Origin of the sequence: Facklamia lactis (genome assembly GCF_015863205.1) — a bacterium.
Taxonomy (GTDB): Bacteria; Bacillota; Bacilli; order Lactobacillales; family Aerococcaceae; genus Facklamia; species Facklamia lactis.
In genome coordinates this window covers 42,688-59,358 of sequence record NZ_JACBXQ010000005.1, presented here as the reverse complement: position 1 = coordinate 59,358, position 16,671 = coordinate 42,688, and the positions used below count along the sequence as shown (strand labels likewise).

General features: G+C 39.6%; 13 protein-coding genes and 1 pseudogene. All 14 read left to right on the top strand.

Features of this window, described 5'->3' with window-relative positions; genetic code table 11:
* Positions 1-165 precede the first annotated feature (165 nt).
* The 14 genes and pseudogenes from HZY91_RS08315 to HZY91_RS08250 all read left to right on the top strand — a co-directional run bounded on the left by HZY91_RS08315 (position 166) and on the right by HZY91_RS08250 (position 16,601).
* Positions 166-1,008, top strand: a complete 843-nt coding sequence (locus tag HZY91_RS08315; RefSeq protein WP_197115819.1) for an aldo/keto reductase — start codon at positions 166-168, stop codon at positions 1,006-1,008.
* Positions 1,009-1,149: 141 nt separating this feature from the next.
* Positions 1,150-2,502, top strand: coding sequence for an MATE family efflux transporter (locus HZY91_RS08310; protein WP_197115818.1), 1,353 nt, complete (start codon positions 1,150-1,152; stop codon positions 2,500-2,502).
* A gap of 168 nt (positions 2,503-2,670) precedes the next feature.
* Positions 2,671-3,369 (top strand): annotated as a pseudogene (locus HZY91_RS08305) (MIP/aquaporin family protein); the annotation flags it as partial.
* Between the two features lie 306 nt (positions 3,370-3,675).
* On the top strand, positions 3,676-4,641 hold the full coding sequence (locus HZY91_RS08300) for a type I phosphomannose isomerase catalytic subunit (RefSeq protein ID WP_197115816.1): 966 nt from the start codon (positions 3,676-3,678) through the stop codon (positions 4,639-4,641).
* Positions 4,642-4,654: 13 nt separating this feature from the next.
* Positions 4,655-6,586 carry a BglG family transcription antiterminator gene (locus HZY91_RS08295; RefSeq protein ID WP_197115815.1) on the top strand — a complete coding sequence of 644 codons (1,932 nt, stop codon included), beginning with the start codon at positions 4,655-4,657 and terminating at the stop codon, positions 6,584-6,586.
* The gene (locus HZY91_RS08290; protein ID WP_197115814.1) at positions 6,579-8,528 is read left to right on the top strand and encodes a fructose-specific PTS transporter subunit EIIC; all 1,950 of its coding nucleotides are present in this window, start codon (positions 6,579-6,581) and stop codon (positions 8,526-8,528) included. Before HZY91_RS08295 ends, HZY91_RS08290 begins: the two co-directional genes overlap by 8 nt.
* A gap of 160 nt (positions 8,529-8,688) precedes the next feature.
* Positions 8,689-9,321, top strand: coding sequence for a GNAT family N-acetyltransferase (locus HZY91_RS08285; protein WP_197115813.1), 633 nt, complete (start codon positions 8,689-8,691; stop codon positions 9,319-9,321).
* A gap of 265 nt (positions 9,322-9,586) precedes the next feature.
* A complete protein-coding gene (locus HZY91_RS08280) occupies positions 9,587-10,837 on the top strand; it encodes a TrkH family potassium uptake protein (protein ID WP_197115812.1) in 1,251 nt (416 codons plus the stop codon).
* Between the two features lies 1 nt (position 10,838).
* Positions 10,839-11,501 (top strand): potassium channel family protein, encoded by a 663-nt coding sequence (locus HZY91_RS08275; RefSeq protein ID WP_197115811.1) that lies wholly within the window; start codon positions 10,839-10,841, stop codon positions 11,499-11,501.
* Positions 11,502-11,717: 216 nt separating this feature from the next.
* Positions 11,718-12,215: a GNAT family N-acetyltransferase gene (locus HZY91_RS08270; RefSeq protein WP_197115810.1), complete on the top strand. Its 498-nt coding sequence runs from the start codon at positions 11,718-11,720 to the stop codon at positions 12,213-12,215.
* Between the two features lie 202 nt (positions 12,216-12,417).
* The gene (locus HZY91_RS08265; RefSeq protein ID WP_197115809.1) at positions 12,418-13,470 is read left to right on the top strand and encodes a hypothetical protein; all 1,053 of its coding nucleotides are present in this window, start codon (positions 12,418-12,420) and stop codon (positions 13,468-13,470) included.
* Positions 13,471-13,627: 157 nt separating this feature from the next.
* A complete protein-coding gene (locus tag HZY91_RS08260) occupies positions 13,628-14,134 on the top strand; it encodes a prolyl-tRNA synthetase associated domain-containing protein (RefSeq protein ID WP_197115808.1) in 507 nt (168 codons plus the stop codon).
* A 143-nt stretch (positions 14,135-14,277) separates the two neighbouring features.
* Entirely contained in the window at positions 14,278-15,732 is a 1,455-nt protein-coding gene (locus tag HZY91_RS08255) for an aminoacyl-histidine dipeptidase (RefSeq protein ID WP_197115807.1), read from the top strand.
* Positions 15,733-15,845: 113 nt separating this feature from the next.
* A complete protein-coding gene (locus HZY91_RS08250; RefSeq protein WP_197115806.1) occupies positions 15,846-16,601 on the top strand; it encodes a MurR/RpiR family transcriptional regulator in 756 nt (251 codons plus the stop codon).
* Positions 16,602-16,671 lie beyond the last annotated feature (70 nt).

The following is a 16,671-nucleotide window of genomic DNA, read 5'->3' as shown; positions in this document are numbered from 1 at the left end:
AAGTATCGGCAATAATTACGTTGTTTTAATAACGATTTTGAAAAGAAACCTTTACTCTTGTGTATGGTCTAGGTTCGTTTTCTTTTGTTCTGAGTCAAAAGTATATTAGAATAATCTTACAAGCTTTTGATGAAAGCATTGAAAGCAAAACAGGGAGGTTAGGGAATGGAAAATTATCAATTAAGTAATGGTGTAGAAATTCCGAAGGTTGGTTTTGGGACTTGGAAGTTAGAAGAGGGCGAAATCGCCTATCAATCTGTTCTTAAAGCGTTGGAATGTGGTTATCGTCATATTGATACTGCTCAGGTTTATGGAAATGAGCGAAGCGTTGGGAAAGCAATCATAGATTCAGGCGTACCAAGAGAGGAGATTTTCCTAACGACTAAAGTTTGGAATGATAAGGGAACGGCTGAAGAGGCAAAGGCTTCGATTGAAGAGTCTTTTGAGAAATTACAGGTCGATTATGTCGATTTGTTATTGATTCACTGGCCTAATCCTGAAAAATTCCAAGCGAATGATGGCTGGAAAGAGCGCAATGCCCAAGTCTGGTCAGCCATGGAAGCATACTATAATGAAGGTAAAGTGAAAGCCATTGGGGTTTCTAACTTCTTGCAACACCACTTAGAAGAATTGTTCAAAACGGCTAAAATTAAACCTCAAGTGAATCAAATTAAACTTTCACCTGGCTTACCACAAGAAGAATTGGTTGCTTTCTGTCGTGAACATGGCATGCTATTAGAAGCATATAGTCCATTAGGCAAAGGAGCAGCTTTCTCGGATCAAACGTTGAAAGCTTTAGCAGAGAAGTATGATTGTACCGTGGCTCAATTAGCGCTTCAATGGTCGTATCAGCATGAATTCTTACCTCTGCCAAGGTCACAAAATCCAGAGAATATTAAGTCAAACTTAGAAGTGAAGGGATTTGAAATTGCGGAAGAAGACATGGAAACGATGGATAATATTGAAGGGTTAGTAGAGGCACCTGATCCTGACCATATTACTTTCTAAAAAGCAAGAATCTTTGGAGAAGACTATTGACGGATCGACATTCAAATCGCTAGAATAACCTTAAAAGGCTCTTTCGGGATGGAAGGGTCTTTTAGAATGGGCGAATCCATTGGATGGACGCTGACTAACTAGGAGACTACTATGAAACAACTCGATTTACTCAATGGCAAAATATTCCCTACGATGTTGCGTTTATCAACCCCTCTCATGCTGACGGCTTTCATTCAAATGGCTTACAGTTTAACCGATATTGCTTGGATTGGTCGTCTTTCAACCGATGCGGTGGCAGCAGTGGGGCAGGTAGGTTTTTTAATCTGGATCGCAGAAAGTTTGACAGTGATTCCTCGCTTAGGAATGAGTGTTTTGACTTCTCAGAGTTATGGTTCTAAGGATTATCATCAAGCCAGGCTATTTCTCAACAATGGCTTTTGGCTGGCCATTATCATGGGCATTCTTTATGGAACAATGTTGTTGATTTTTAGGGACCCTATTATTCATTTCTTTCGGTTAGAAGAGCAAGTGAATCGTTTAACAGAGGCCTATTTACTGATCATTGCGGTCGGCATGCCTCTCTTCTTTGTCAATCCGGTCTTATCGGGTGCTTATCAATGTTTGGGTAATAGTAAGACGCCGTTTCGGGTGAATGCGATTGGTTTGATCACTAATATTGTCGTGGATCCCTTGTTAATTTTTGGTTTGGGTCCTGTGCCGGCTTTGGGGATTCGGGGGGCTGCGATTGCGACTGTCTTGGCACAAGGAGTTGTTTTCTTGCTCTTTTTAAATATAATTCGTCAACAAGATGACTTAATAGGACAGAGTCATTTGTTGCGATGGACGTTTGATCGATCTGCTTTATTTAAAGTAATTAAAATTGGGATTCCTGCGTCCTTACAAGCTAATATTCATGCTTTGATCAGTGTGTTATTGAATCGTTATGTGGCTTCTTTTGGGGCCTTAGCCTTGGCGGTTGGAAGTGTGGGATCGATGATTGAGTCTATTTGTTGGATGACAACCGAAGGAGTGGCGATTGCGATCACAGCGCTTGTGGGTCAAAATTATGGAGCGCATCGCTATGATCGGGTGCAGAAGATTTATCGTGTCTGTATTCAGCTATTAGGCACGATAGGAATGATCTCGACTTTCATTATAATGGTTTTTCGTTATCAACTGTTCCAACTCTTTGTACCGGGAGATCGGGAGGCAATTGCCTTAGGTGCCGTTTATCTCTTGATTTTGGGAGTCAGTCAATTCTTTATGAGTTTTGAAATCGGGTGTAGCGGCTTCCTCAATGGCATTGGTGAGACTCGACAGCCGGCGATGGTGAATACCGTTTTTAATTTGTTGCGGATTCCGCTTGCCTTGTTGTTGATGCCACTTTACGGGGTTGAAGGGGTTTGGGCGGCGATGAGTCTTTCGACCATTCTGAAAGGGATTTTACTTTTTTTCCTTTCGAACTTTCAAGGGCGACGATTAGACTTGAGAGCTGACCACTAAGTGGTTTTGCCCCAAGGGGAAAGATGGGATCTTTGTTTGTGGTAAAGATGACTGGTAAGGTGATGGAGGCAGTATAGAAGAATAGAGATGAATAGTAAAAATAGATTTTCTTGTGCTATACTCAAGTTAGTTTAAGTTGTGTTGTAGAGTTGGGAAGTAGAAAAGGAGAAAAAAATGAAAAAATATTTTTCAGAATTATTAGGAACATTTATTCTGGTGTTCTTTGGTACAGGGACTGCTATTATGTCGGGATTAAATCCAGATACTTCGGTGGGAGCTTTGGGGATTGCCTGGGCGTTTGGTTTATCAGTAATTGCAGCTGCTTATAGTATTGGTCATATTTCAGGCGGTCATTTAAATCCAGCGATTTCTTTTGCGATGTTTCTCGATCGAAGATTATCGGGACAAGATTTTGCTTTATATAGTGTCTTCCAAACGATTGGGGCACTATTAGCAACTGCCTTGCTGTATTTGATTTTTAGCAGTTTGTCGAGTCCAAATGAATTAGTCCTTGGAGCGAACAGTGTGGGTGAATTAAGTGTTATGACGGCATTTCTTGTCGAATTCATCCTGACATTTGTTTTTGTTTTTGTGGTTCTTTCAGTGACTAAAACTAAGTTTATTGCTCCTAATCTGGCGGTTGTGATTATTGGTTTCACCTTGACAATGGTTCATTTAGTGGGGATTCCCTTAACAGGGACTTCAGTTAACCCAGCCAGAAGTATTGCACCAGCTGTCTTTATGGGTGGGGCAGCCTTATCTGAATTATGGGTGTTTATTGTAGCGCCGATGGTAGGAGCCGCTATTGCGGTCTTGGCTAATAATTTATTGGATTCTTCGGAAGTTCATCCAGAAGTAAACGAGTAAATTTTAAACTCCTCAGCAAAGCCTGGCTTTGTTGGGGAGTTTTTGTGTGGACATAAGATCTAAAAGAAGGATGGTGATCATTTTTATCAATAGGGTATAGAATAGAAAGCTGAATGATGAGAATCGGTTTATTTTTTGTCGAAGAAAGGTTGCGTGCCTCTGGTCGCTATACAATTTAATTTTTTATAGTCTATAATGAGAGTACGGCTTGCTTTTTGTCAAGTGAATCGAAAAAGAGCAAGATGAGAAACACTTATCAGATTGATAAAATACAGGTAGCAATCGATGCTATAGAAAGAGGATATGATGATGGAACCGATTTTTTTAAAGCCTGTTCTCCAAGAGAAAATTTGGGGTGGCAGTCAATTAAAAGAGCATTTTGCTTTAGAAATACCGAGTGATCAAACGGGGGAAGCATGGGTAATCAGTGCTCATCCCAATGGATTATCGACAGTAGAATCGCCGAAGGAATTAGCGGGTATGACTTTAGATCAACTGTATGCCGAATATCCAGCATTGTTCGGTCCTCAAAGAGCTAAGACATTCCCATTATTGGTGAAAATTTTAGATGCGAGAGAGGACCTATCTATTCAAGTCCATCCTGATGATGCGTATGCTCAGCAACATGAAGGAGTAGATGAATTAGGGAAAACGGAATGTTGGTATGTGATTTCTGCAGTGGAGGGGGCCAAAATTGTCTATGGCCATCATGCACAGAATGAAGAGGAATTTCGTGCTTATGTCAACCAAGGGCGCTATGAAGAATTGTTTAGAGAAATTCCGGTACAAGCTGGTGACTTCTTTGATGTTCCAGCTGGTACGATTCATGCGATCGGTGGCGGCATTACCATTCTAGAAACGCAACAAAGTTCAGATACGACCTATCGGGTGTATGATTTTGACCGAGTGGATGCAAATGGTAACTATCGAGAGTTGCATTTGGAGCAATCAGTGGAAGTGACCCTATTTCCTCATCAAGATAGCCCTTATACCAAGCAAGCTTTATCCATTGAAAAAAATACTCTTTTTGAATTGGTAAAGAATCAGTATTTTGAGGTCTATAAGTTGGAGGTATCAGGGACAATGGCTCATCAATTTAAGCCGAATTATTATTTAGCGACGGTTATTGAGGGGCAAGGACAAATGCGTGTAGCGGGGGTTGAATACCCACTCACTCTGGCCGATTCCTTTATTCTCCCTTATGGTTCTGAGAAGGTAGAATTTTCAGGTGATATGAGTCTGATTATTTCTTGCCCTCGGGAAGTAAACTAAGAAAGGATTTAGCATGAGAATAGAACATATCTTAATTCAACTACTGTCTATTCTTGCTAGTCGTTCAACTGTCTTTTATGAGGAGTTAGCGGATCAATTACAGGTGTCAACGCGTACTGTTCAACGTTATCTGCAGGAATTGGAAGAGATTTTTAAGCAGCTTGACCTTGCTTTGCAGATAGAATACTTAGCTGGCCAAGCCGTTCGTCTTCATGGTGATTACGATAAATTGGCTCTAGCTATGCAACAATTAAAACGTTTATCGATTAATGAAGAACGTGATCGAATGGCTTATATCATTAGTCTTCTGATCAATAATGAGCAAGCTGTTACCATTCAATCGATTGCAGACAAACTATTTGTCGGTCGTAGTACGGTTGAGAAAAGTTTGATGGAGGCACGTGAGTTTCTAAAAGCTTTTGAGGTCGAGATAGTAGGAACAAATAAGGGGTTAATTTTAGAAGCGGACGAAAGAACAAAACGAAAGATTTTATCGGAGCTAATAAAGGGATATTGGCATGGGGTGGTGGTCAATCCTCAATCACTTCAAAACAATCTTCCTTTAGACATTGCCCTAAATTTTCAATCGACTTCCATGTTTGAAGAAGAGCTTATCAGAAAGATTCAACTTCTTGTCAATCAATTCATCTATGAGCATCGCTTTAGTGTGACCGAGTATCAATACCAATCGCTCATTATTCATATTGCGATTGCGATTGATCGGATTGAAAAAGGTCAATTTTTAAAATTAAGTGGGCAAGCTGTTAAATTGAATGAATGGACACCACAACTCATCACTTTAATTGAAAAAGAATTTGATCTGACTATTCCCTCTATTGAGAAAGCTTATCTTAACTTGCATATAGAGGGGATTGTCTGTGGCCCTGCTTATACTTTTGATTCGATCCGGATAGAAGACCTAGAATATGGGGCACTGATTCAAGAAGTCTTAAATACTCATTTGTCGTCTCTTTATCCGGATGAAGTCTTGCTTAAAAATATTGCGATTCATTTGAATACAACCTTAAAGCGCTTAAGTCAGAAGATTAGCATCAAAAATCCATATAAGGAAACCATCAAAAATGACTATACGACTTCATTTAATTTAGCAGTGGAGATTGCCTTAGATTTATCTCACCATACGGATTTAATTTTTAATGTGGATGAGATTACTTATATTGCCATTCATATTCAGTCTTTTTTTGAAAGAAAGCAAAAAGAAAAATTAGAAATCGTGCTCGTTTGTGCGAGTGGTGTGGGGACTGTTCGTTTGTTGGAGCAGCGTATTTTACAACACTTTGGTGATGAGATCAAAATTAGTGAAGTGGTCGGACTGAATCAATTGAACGATTTGAATGCTTCGTCTAAATTGATCATCAGTACGATTCCTATCAAAAGTTCCTCAGATAACATTGTGCTTGTGAGCCCGCTGTTAACAGACCGTGATATTCAGTGTCTTTCCAAGAAAATTCATCGACAAAGAAGTGGAAAGCATGGAGCTTTTAGACAATTGTTATCACCTGAATTTTTGTTTTATTCAAATGGAGAAAATGAGAATTCACGTACGGTGATTGAATTCATTACTAGCCAGTTAATTTTTCGTGGATATGGTCAAGTGGGCTTATTAGAAAGTGCTCTCCAGAGGGAACAGTTATCTTCGACTGCCATGGGATCTTTCTCGATGCCGCATGGGGATCCTCAGCTAATTGATCGGTCAGTGATTTGTATATATGTTAATCCAAATGGCATTGAGTGGGGCGACCAGTCGGTTAAGGTTGTCTTCTTCTTTGCCATTAATCCTCAAGAAACGCTCTCTATCACGCAAGTATATAAAGAATTTAATGATTTGATTTCTACAGAAGCATTGATTGCAACATGCTTAAAGTTTAAAAGTCAGGAAGAATTAAAAGATTATTTTTTAGGAAAAGGTGAAAAATTTGAGTAAAAAAGTGATTGCGATTACAGCTTGCCCGGTTGGGGTAGCCCATACTTATATGGCTGCTGAGAATTTGGAACGTGCTGGAAAAGAATTGGGTATTGATATAAAGGTGGAGACTCATGGTTCGATAGGCGTTGAACATGCTTTTACCCAGGAAGAAATTGAACAAGCAGAAGGTTTAATTATTGCTTCGGATAAAGAAATTGATAAAACGAGATTTAGTGGTAAGCCAATCATTGAAGTGTCAGTTCGCGAAGGGATCGATCGTCCGAAAGAATTGATTCAAGATATTCTAGATGGTAAAGGCAAGAGGTATGAAGGGGCTGGAGAAGTTTCTAAAGAATCAGCATCTGGTCAGGGAAATCTGCTTTACCGGGCTTTAATGAATGGTGTTTCTTACATGGTACCTTTTGTGGTAACAGGTGGATTACTGATCGCCATAGCACTCTCTATTGGGGGAAATCCAACCGCAGCTGGATTTGAAATTCCTGAGGGAAGTTTTTGGTCACAAGTAAATGCGATTGGTGGAGCGGCCATGGGATTCATGGTGCCGATCCTAGCCGGATATATTGCGTATGCGATTGCCGATCGACCAGGTTTAGTTCCAGGGATGGTAGGGGGAACGATTGCGGCTAATGGTGCTTTCTATGGTTCTGAAGCGAATACTGGTTTTATTGGCGGGATTATTGCTGGTTTTCTAGCGGGTTATATTGCCAAAACGATTAAGAAAATACCGGTTCCTAAAGCTCTAAATTCGATTATGCCGATTATTGTGATTCCTGTCTTTTCTTCTTTAATCGTTGGTTTACTTTTTATTTATTTGATTGGGCAACCGGTTGCCTCTCTCTTCTCATCGTTAACGAATTGGTTAGCGAGTATGCAAGGTGCCAACTCTATGATCCTTGCTTCAATTATTGGCGCCATGATTGCAGTGGATATGGGGGGACCCTTTAATAAAACGGCGTTTTTATTTGGTTCCGGTCTGATTGCTGAAGGGGTTTATAATGTGATGGGGGCGGTTGCAGTTGCCGTTTGTATCCCACCGATTGCCATGGGATTAGCTTCTCATATACTTAGAAAGAAATTTACGGATGCTGATCGTCAAGCTGGAACGGCAGCAGCCTTCATGGGCTTCTTTGGGATTACAGAAGGCGCGATCCCTTTTGCAGCCAAAAACCCAGCCCGAGTGATTCCAGCTATCATTGGTGGTTCGATGGTGGGATCAGTGATCGCAATGTTAACCAATGTTGGAGGACACGTGGCTCATGGGGGACCGATTGTAGCACTACTAGGCGCTGTTGATCAAGTTCCAATGTATTTTCTCGCTGTTTTGGTAGGGGTTCTAGTGACCTTATTATTAATTGCTGTCTTATTACCTAATATTGAAGAAACAGTGGATGTATTAGCGAATGATAATCAAGTAGAGACTTCTAAGGATAACGTCATTGACGAGGATGCATCTTCCTCAAAGGCTGAAGTTGCTAATGAGACGATTGCTTTAACTGATTTAATGTCAGAAGATTTGATTATGATGGATCTTCAAAGCAATGATAAAAATCAAACCTTGAGTGAATTGCTTAATTTGACCGCTTTATCAGAACGAATTGACCAGCCGGCAGAGGTATTAGCGGCTGTTCAGAAACGTGAATCACAAGGTTCAACAGGTATGGGAGAAGGGATTGCGATTCCGCATGCCAAATCAGAGAGTATCATTGCCCCGACAGTTCTATTCGCTAGATTATCAGAGGAAGTGGACTGGGAAAGCTTGGATGGATTACCAGTTAAGATGGTCTTTCTTATTTTAGTGCCAAAACGTCACCAAGGAGACGTTCATTTAAAGATTTTACAAATGTTAGCTCGTAAATTAATGGATGATGATTTCAAGAACAATTTGTTAAATGCGAAGACCACTGAAGAGGTCTATCAAATTTTAAGAACAGTCAAATAACAACCAGGACCAAGTGATGGTGTGAGTATAAATAGATAAAATAGTGAAGCTGTTTCGAGTGTTTATCTCGATCAGCTTCTTTGCATTTGGGTTGACATAACTTACTACTTTTTATAGGCTATAGAAGAATAGGTGTTGAAGAGACTAAAAAGGAGGTAATATGGAGTTAAAGATTAGACAGATTGAACAAAAAGATATTGGATCGATGGTGGACTTGATCCATGAAGCATGGTTTAAGGGAACGTATTCTAATGAAGCGTTTGAGAAAGCGGCCTCGACTATTTCCTTGAATAAGGCCTTGTATCATACAACGATTGGACGGGTTGCTGAAGTAGATGGAGAAATACTTGGTTTAATTCTCTGTGCGGTGAAGGATCAGAAGCCGATTTATCGACAATTTCAGGTTCATCCATTAGACCCCTTGATTGAACTTTCTTCTCATGGGAATAATGAGGAGTTTGATCGATTGATTGAAACCTTTAAAGCAGAATGCACTGTTTATGACCAATTTTTAGAAGAAATCGATCAAAGTTTTGATGCCAGTATCGAGTACATTGCTGTTTCATCTAAAGCTCAAGGTAAGGGAATAGGCAAAAGTTTAATCTTTGAGAGCTTACAGGAATTCAAGCAGGAAGCATGTCGGAATTTGTATTTATTTACAGATACAGATTGCAATTATAAATTCTACGATTATTTAGATTTTGATCGGATTGCTCAGTCGACGATTGATCTCCCGACCCAGGAGGGGAGTCGACAGCGTGAAGAATTTATGTATGCTTATTCGTTAGATTAGAATCAAAAGATAGCTAAATAAATACCCTCTTGATTGGACCGTCAAGAGGGTGTTTTGCTTTCCAATGTGACCAGAGAAAATTCATGAAATATTATTTGAATTTGGATGCATTAGATTTATTCTATACTTAATCCATTTGTATAGAAAGAAGGTCGCTCATATTATTAAGTTATATGGTAGGCAAAAGGATAAAATAGTCGAGCATAACCCTGCAAAGTTATTTCTATTCAGTTACCTTGCCTTAATTATCATTGGAGCCCTTTTGTTGAATTTGCCGATCGCTAACCAGTCAGGGCAAAGTCCTCCTTTTATTGATAGTGTCTTTACCGCTACCTCAGCGGTTTGTGTGACTGGGTTGGTCACGCTGACATCTGCGACTCATTGGACAAGTTTTGGTCAGCTGGTGATTATCCTCTTGATTCAAATTGGAGGAATTGGAATCATGACGGGCGCGGGAGCGATCAGTTTGCTAATTAATAGAAGGTTCTCGATTAGAGACCGATTGTATTTAGCGGAAGAGAAAAGTGTTAATTCAATTAAGGGTATTGTGAAATTGACAAAGAATATTATTTTTCTTACTTTATTTATTGAATTGATTGGAGCCTTGCTTTTATCTTTTCAATTTGTTCCTGAATTCGGTTGGTTAAAAGGGATTGGTTTCTCAATATTCTACTCCATCTCAGCCTTTTGTAATGCTGGATTTGATATCATTGGAGAAGCCAGTTTGGCCCCTTATGTGGATCATGCATTAGTATCGCTAACGATTATGGGATTGATTATATGTGGGGGATTGGGCTTTTCGGTTTTTATTGATTTGTTTATTTGTCGGAAGTGGCAACGATTTAAGTTACATACGAAATTAGTACTGGTGACGACTGGCTTGTTAATTATGATTCCTTTTCTCATATTCTTAATAGCCGAATGGAATAATCCTGATACGATGGGACACTTAGATTTAAATGGGAAGCTAGTGGCTTCTTTATTTCAAGCGGTGACGCCGAGAACAGCTGGTTTTTTAAGTATTTATCAGGATAAACTGACCTCGCCGAGTTTATTGGTGACTCTTTTTCTCATGTTTGTAGGGGGAGCACCTGCAGGGACAGCAGGAGGACTAAAGGTGACCACGCTCACTATTATCTTACTTTTTGTCTATTCAAATATTATTAAAAGGAAAGATACGGTGATTTTTCATCGTCGAATTCCTAAGTATATTATTAATAAAGCCATATCGATTATGGTTGTTTCGATCGTTTGGATCGGGGTGGTCCTTTTTCTATTGACCCTAACCGAACCGCATTTAAGTTTATCAGATTTGGTTTATGAAGTGGTCTCGGCTTATGGAACGGTCGGCTTATCAAGAGGGATTACGGCTGATCTATCGTTGATCGGTAAGTTATTAATAATGGTGACCATGATCTTTGGTAAGATTGGACCCATGGCAATGGCTTATGTCTTTTTGACGAAGAATGCTAGTAATAGTTATCGCGAAGCAGAAGAAAGTGTGATGGTGGGATAAAATGAAAGATTATTTAGTTATTGGAGCAGGACGATTTGGCCAGAGTTTATCATTAAGTTTAATGGATTTGGGAAATGAGGTCGTGGTGATTGACCAGAACGAAAACACGATTAATAAGATTTCGCCTTATGTGACCCATGCCATTTGTGCAGATATTCAACGAATTGAAATTCTTGAAGAACTAGGTCTTGGCAATATTGAGACAGCGATTGTGGCGATTGGGTCGAACCTTGAGGCTTCCGTACTGGCTACCATTACTTTAAAAGAACTGGGTGTCTCTCAAATTATTTGTAAGGCGAAGACGAAGACCCATTCAAAAGTTTTGAAAAAAGTAGGAGCGGATCAAGTGGTGATCCCGGAGTTTGATATGGGGAAAAAATTGGCCTATAATCTCTCGACTCAAAATGTTGTAGAGTACTTTAATATTGTGGAAGATTATTCTATTTTTGAAATCCTTGCTCCTCAAAAATGGTGGAATAAGGCCTTGGTTGATCTGGATATCCGTAATAAATACGGAATTAATATTATTGGGATCATACGAGAGAATGATCAATTTATTGGGAATCCAGGACCGGAGACCATGATTGAAGAAACCGATAAATTAGTGATCATGGGAAGTTCTGAAGACTTTAGAAAAATCGAGAAATTATTAAATAAGAAATAGTAAGTGAAGTCCTGATTAACAATGATCAGGACTTTTTTGGTGGGCTGAAGTGCTATTGGTTCGAGTCTTTTTGAGTCGAAAGATTTATTTGATCTTTAATTTTGAGTGGCGGTTTTATTAAATTTCGACTGGCAGAAGAAAAAAACTGAAATTATAAACCAAATTATGTTAGGATAAAAACAATAAAATCCAGAAAATTAGAAAAGAGTGAGAAAGATGGAAGTGTGTATAAGAAAAGTAAGTTTAGGCGACGAAGGTCAGCTAGCTTATATTCAGATCGAAAGTTGGAAAGCTGCTTTTGGCGATATTCTTGATCAGGCAACCTTAGACCAGTATACAGAATTCAAGCGTATCGAAGACATGTATCGTCAGCTGTTAGAAGAACACACAGGCAACGGCTATATTCTTGAATTGGATCACCAAGCGCACTGTATGGCGTGGTGGAATCAAGCGAGAGACTCTGATAAGCTTGGAATGGCTGAAATTATATGTCTTCATAGTTTGCCTAATAATTGGGGAAAAGGGTATGGGTCACTCATGATGAGTAAAGTCTTACAAGAGATTAGAGAGGCGGGGTATGATCAAGTGATCTTATGGGTATTTGCTGAGAATGATCGCGCAAGAAAATTTTATCACCATCATGGTTTTAGAGAGACAGGAGAAAGTAAACGGTCATGGGATTGTCAGGAATTGTGTTATCTGAGGCCTTTATAGCTAGTAATGTTAGAAAGTTGCGTGAATGAAAATCATCTACATCATGGAAGCGCAAAGGGGAAAGCCCTCAGATCGACTCCGATACTTTTTAAGCAAACTGGAAATGGAAGGATTAACTTTACATAATCTTAACACGAAAGGTAAGACTCTCGATCGGAAGTTTGATATGATGAAAGAAACTAAAAGAAATGAGGGGTTAAGCATGGCAAAGTGGTGGAAGAAACATTTGATCCTGTTGGCAATGACCAGTGTTTTATCTCCAAGTATGGTGGGAGTTCAAGCTTTTGAAGGAAAAGAAGTCGATCTTAACGAAACGTTAACGGAACTAATTGAAAGTGAGCGCGTTTATGAGAAAGCTCATTTCAACGGAGAGGCCTTTTTATCGATTAAGAATCCAAATTCTTATGTGGAAGAAGGAAATTGGGAGTTTGACCTTGAGTTTGAAGGGGCTTATAATTTGATCGAAGAGCCTGAAGCTCAATTAGCAGTGCGTTTGGAACACCAGATGAAGACACCAAATGCTGAATCAGACCCAAGTCGCTTTAGAGCCAATGAGATGAGTGCTACTTATACAGCTGATGCAACACTCGTGGAAGGAATCCTTTATGCCTATTTCTTAGATGAATGGATGGTGCAAGATGTTAGTAATGAGATAAAGAAAGCTCGTTCAGACATTGAGTTAGGCTTAGAAACCGGTAAAGAGACTGTTCTAGAAGGAATGAAGGATGTGACGGAGGTTTTTGCTGATTTTATCTGGGTGGGAGATAATGGATCCGACTATGTTTTTGCGCTTGATCAAGAGGCTTATACACCTGAAAAATTCTTGAACAGTTTAAAGTCTAATCAAAAGTATTTAGATTTGAAACAAGATTTTCTGAATGAAGCGAAAAAGAAAACCCCTCAAAATGAATCTTTTAACAAAGTCGAAAAAGAACGCGAGTGGGATTCAGGGGTGACGATTTTTGCTTATTTGATGAAGGAATTTGAGGTTCGTTTTGATAAGGAAAGCAAGCATTTAACTTACTTGAATCTGGATTTTTCGATATTTGATGAGGAAGTGGCAAAAATTAAAGAGCATTTCTTAACCCTCTATCCCGAATATGAAGAAGAGATTATGAATCAAGTGGAGGGAAGCAATGCGGCGGCGCGGATTGAAATGGAGTTTACAGACTTTGATCGTCAAGTGGAAATTGAGAAACCAGAAGATGCCCCCAATTTAGAAGAGTTTCAGCGAGAAGCAAATCAGGCATATTAGGAAGTGCGAAAAGTTGAATGAATAAAAGTCATGGGTTAAACTATGACTTTTTTGTTTGGAGAGGAAGTTTCTTTCCCAAATTGGAGGGTTTCCTTGATATGTTCTTGAAGTCGGCTTAAGATGGAGAGAAGAAAGATGTTAGAAAGGTGGAACATTGATGAAGAAAGAAGAAATCTATCAATGGCTAGAGGATCAAGGAATTCCTTATGAGGTAACCGAGCATCCAGCCGTCATAACGATGGAAGATTTAGAGGCGATTGAGTGGCCTTATCCTAATTCAAATGGGAAAAATTTGTTTGTGCGAGATGATAAGAAGAGAAACTACTATCTCATCACTGTTAAGAATGATAAGCGGGTGGATTTGAAAGATTTTAGGAATGAGCACGGAACACGGCGCTTATCCTTTGCTTCTGCAGAGGAATTGAAGGAGCGTTTGGGCTTGGAACAAGGATCGGTATCACCTTTAGGTCTAATCAATGATACGACGCATTCGGTTCATTACTATTTTGATCAGGCCTTCTTAAAGGGGACTGGCATGCTAGGGGTTCATCCGAATGATAATACGGCCACAGTTTGGCTGAAGGCGGAAGACTTGATCGCTTTGGTTGAGAAACTTGGAAATCCTGTCCATGTGGTGGCGATTGACAGTCCCGAGCTTTTTTAGAAACGTTACTTTTGAATCTTTAAGGAGAAGCGGTTCTGAGTAGGCATGAAAAATGCCTAAATCTTTTCGCATTAGAAAAGGGATTATCATTTTTAAACCTAAAGAGTATAATGACCATAGAGTAACTTCAAGGAGGAATGAAGATGGAAAGAATTATGAAATCGACATGCAAAGAGGTATTCGATTATTTTCAGGAGTTAAATCAAATTCCAAGAGGATCTGGTAATGAACAAGCAGTCAGCGATTGGTTAGTTGCATTTGCAAAAGATCTCGACTTAGAAGTCATTCAAGACGAGGCGCTGAATGTGATTATTAAAAAGCCAGGAAGTGTTGGCTATGAAGAATCTGATGTGGTAATTCTACAAGGCCATATGGACATGGTGCCTGAGAAAGCGGAAGGATCTGATCATGACTTTGAGCGCGATCCGATTGATTTTATCGTAGAGGGAGATTTTGTCCGGGCTAATCAGACGACTTTGGGCGCGGATAATGGGATTGCGGTGGCTTATGCTTTAACGATTCTAGCCTCTAAAGAAATTCCTCATCCTCCTCTTGAAGTGTTAATCACGACTAATGAAGAAACAGGAATGGATGGGGCTTTAGGGTTGAATCCAGCTCACCTACAAGGTCGTAAGTTGATCAACATTGACTCGGAAGTAGAAGGCGAACTCCTCGTCTCTTGTGCGGGAGGAATTGGAGCGGTGACTTCTCTTACTTTGGATAGAACCATGAGTCAAGCGGATACTAGCGTTGAAATTAAAGTGTCTGGCTTAAAAGGTGGGCATTCAGGGATGGAGATCCATAAGCAAAGAGGAAATGCTGTTCAAATTTTAGGGAGAGTCTTAAGTGAAATCGCAAAGGAAGTTAGCTTTGAAATGGTTTCGATCGAAGGGGGAAGCAAGCATAATGCGATTCCATTGAGTGCGGTAGCGCAACTTGTCCTTGCTCAAGCGGACGTAGCAGCTTTCGAAGCGTTAACAAAAAATTGGAGCCAGCAATTAAAAGAAGAATTGCATGGCATTGATGAGGGGGTTGAAGTGGTGTTGACGCAAACAGAAGCGACTCCTGAACAAGTGATGACTCAAGAAGTGAGAGATAAGGTCTTGGCGATCCTCAATTTGACGCCGACGGGTGTTCTGATGATGAGTCAAGATATTGAGGGGCTGGTTCAAACTTCTAATAATTTAGGCATTGTTAGAACAGAAGAAGACCAGGTGACCTTCCAATCAACCGTTCGTTCTTCTATAAGAAGTCTGAAATTTGAAGTGGCAAATCGATTAGAACAATTAGCAAACTTGGCAGGTGCAAAGATTGACTTTGATGGAGGCTATCCTGAATGGCAATATCGTCAGGAGTCCGAATTAAGAGAGGTTTTTGTGGCAGCTTATCAGAAGCAATATGGTCAAGAGCCAGTGGTTACCGCTCTTCATGCTGGGCTAGAGTGTGGAGTTTTCAGTGAAAAATTTGAAGGGGAAATTGATCAGATTTCCTTTGGTCCAAACCTTTTCGATGTGCATACAGCCCAAGAGAAGATGGAAATTTCTTCGGTTGAACGGACCTTTGACTTGCTAAAGACGGCCTTAGCCATGTTAAAATAATGGATGCTAAATGTCAGAATGAGGCCTTAGAAATTTCTAAGGCCTTTTTAATTGGCGATTGTGAGTGAATCTCTTTAGCGCTTTCTCAAAGTTTATGAAAGGAGGTAAGGTAAATGAACTTGGTACAATTTATGAAGTTACGTGAATCATTAAGTCCAACAGAAGCATTAGTTTTTGATTTCTGTTATGAGAATAAAGCAAAGCTCGAGCAGATGACGATCCAAAGTTTAGCGAATCAACTTTATATTTCTCCGGCGACGATTTCAAGAATGGCTCAAAAAATGGGCTTTTCTGGGTTTAAAGAATACAAATACACTTTGTTATTATTGAATACGGAACCAATTTCGAGGGATCAGCCCTTGCCAGACTATCTTGAGCATTATCAGCAAGAGGTGGTGCAGAATATTAATCACACTTTCCAATCGATTCATTTAGAACAAATTGAGAGTTTTATGGATTGGATGACGCAAGCTCAAAGCATAGAAGTGTTTGCGATTGGAGGCAGTAGTATTTCTGGCCTGGATTTCGCTAGAAAATTGCAAAGTCTCAATTATAATATCCATGCCCGTCAGGATTGGGATGATCTGCTTCGTATCTCTAAATTACTTAAAGCCAATGACCTTGCAATCTTCTTTAGTTTATCAGGAACGACGAAGTTAATATTAGATTGTGCAAATAATTTGTTGGCCAATGGTGTAAAGATGATCGCATTTGTAGGAAATCCTGAAGCAGAATTGTTAGAAAGGTCGGATTTATCCTTTGTGTGTCCTTCTATCTATCATTATCAAGGAGAGGCTGATCTCAGTTCTCGAATCAGCTTTAATACGTTAACTGATTTGCTTATCTGGCGTTTAAATGAAAAAAATTGAGAACTAGAGAAAAAATTTTCGCTTTGTTTGTAAACGATTTCCACCTGTCTATTCTTCGATATAATAGAAA